Origin of the sequence: Stenotrophomonas capsici, from assembly GCF_034961085.1 — a bacterium.
In the GTDB taxonomy this organism is placed as follows: domain Bacteria; phylum Pseudomonadota; class Gammaproteobacteria; order Xanthomonadales; family Xanthomonadaceae; genus Stenotrophomonas; species Stenotrophomonas capsici.
The window spans coordinates 1572-3581 of sequence record NZ_JAYFUH010000002.1 but is presented as its reverse complement, the minus strand read 5'-3'; the positions used below and the strand labels follow the sequence as shown (position 1 = coordinate 3581).

General features: G+C 68.7%; 1 protein-coding gene and 1 pseudogene. One reads left to right on the top strand and one right to left on the bottom strand.

What is annotated here, in order from left to right:
- A partial coding sequence (locus VA603_RS00065) for a methylglyoxal synthase (protein ID WP_323437581.1) occupies nt 1-536 on the top strand: 536 nt, incomplete at its 5' end.
- A 188-nt stretch (nt 537-724) separates the two neighbouring features.
- Here the strand turns inward: VA603_RS00065 and VA603_RS00060 are convergent.
- Nucleotides 725-2010 (bottom strand): annotated as a pseudogene (locus tag VA603_RS00060) (LamG-like jellyroll fold domain-containing protein); the annotation flags it as partial.

The following is a 2010-nucleotide window of genomic DNA, read 5'->3' as shown; positions in this document are numbered from 1 at the left end:
TGATCCACGGCAAGCCGTTCATCTCGACGGTGGCCACCGCGCGTGACTGGATCGAGATGGAGCGCACCCACGCCGGCCTGGCGCCGGACCCCGGCGCGGACGACCTCAATGACTTCGGCAACCAGTGCCTGGCGTTGATCGCGCACGACGCACGCAAGCCGCAGATGCTGGCCTTCGCCGCCGAGCACTTCGACGTGCTCTCGCAGTTCGCCGAACGCGTGGGTACCGGCACCACTGGCCAGCGGTTGAACGAGATGGCGTGGAGCCGCGGCTGGCCGCGCGAGAAGGAATGGGTGCAGCGTTTCCAGAGCGGTCCGCTCGGCGGCGATGCGCAGATCGCCGACCGCGTGCTGGAGCACCGCTGCCAGCGCGCGATCTTCTTCGAGGACCCGCACGTGGCGCGCCAGCATGAGGCCGACATCCAGTTGCTGGAGCGTGCGGTAACCACCGTGACGGACGAGGCGGTGTGCATCACCGCGCCGAACATCGCCGCGCGTTGGGCCCAGGCCGCGGTGCTGCGTCGCTGGCGGGGGTGAGCGTCCCGACGGGCCGGGTTTCTCGCTGAAGCCCCTTCAAGCGACCCTCCCCAGCCCTCCCCTTGCCTGCGGCAAAGGGAGGGGCGGTTCTGCTTAGCGCTGTCAGTTCGCGATGAAGCCTGCTCTTGCCCCCTCCCTTTGCCATCGGCAAGGGGAGGGTTGGGGAGGGGTGCTCTTCGCGATTCTCCTCAGTCCAACAGCACGCTGTTGTTACGCAGCGTCACTTCGCTACCCTGCCCGTCCTGCATCACCCGCACCCGCGCGCCGCTACGGTTGAAACCGACCGGCAACGGCAACGCCACCTGCACGGTGCGCGGCACAAGGTCCCGCGGCGCCTCCAAGGCCGGAATCGCCACCCGCGCCACTTCACGCCCGCGCGCATCCTCCAGCAGCGCATGCCCGGCGCGCGTGGCCACGTGGCCCAGGCTGTGCACGGTCACCAGCACGCGCTCGCCTTCCACGCGCAAGTCGCCGCGGCCGATGCCCAGGTCCGCACGCGTCTCCACCGGCTCGCCCGGCGTGACCAGGGTGAATTCGAACACCTGGGTCTGCTTCGGCAGGAAGCGCAGGCCGGTGCCAACGCTCTTCTCCAGCGGCACCTCGCGCACCTGTGCCGTGCCATCGATGACGCCGTCCCCGTCACGATCCACGCCACTGCGGATCCGCCAGGTGCCCGGTGCGATGTTCCAGCCGGTCAACGTCGCATCCTGCGGCGTGCTGCTGACGTTGTAGGCAATCACCTTGAAGGCCTCACGCGACGGTGCATGCACCGCCAGCGCCACCTGCTCCGCGCCGTCGGGCTGCGCGAACGACCAGCTCAGGGTGTGGCCCGGCCAGCTCTGGTTGCGCTTGAGCGCGATGCCGCCCAGGCGCACGCGCTGCAGGAACTCGCTGGGTGCTTCCACGCGATCACTCCACCAGTGGCCTTCGGTGTTCATGTACTCGCGCTGCGCCTTGGCCTGGATGCCATCGGCGTGCAGTTGCTGCAGGTACTTCATGTCGCCGGTCAGCTGCCAGGCGGTGATGTTGGCAAAGCCGCCGGCACCCTTGTCGGCCTCGGCCAGCAGTTGCCTGCCCCAGTCCTGCTGGCGGCCGAGCACGTCGATGTAGTTCTCGCCGAGGTTGGACAGCACGCCCGGGCCACCACGCGCCACGCGGTAGTCCAGCCCTTTGAGGTAGCGGTCATCGCCGCTCCAGCGCCAGGCCGCCCAGAACAGGTGCATGACATCGCCACTGCCCGAGCCCTGGTTCAACTCGCCGCCGCGGGTCTTGCCGGTCGCCCAGTGGATTTCGTTGGGCAAGGCCCAGCGTCCCTTGTCGTCGGTGTAGGCATGGGCTAGGTAGCTGTCGGCCAGGCCGGTGACCAGCTTGCGACCGGTCGGGTCGGCGTTGTACTCACCAACCAGGAACGCCGGGTGCAGCGCCGGGAACGAGTACGGCTTCTGCCACTGCCAGTTCGGCTCGCGGTAGACCT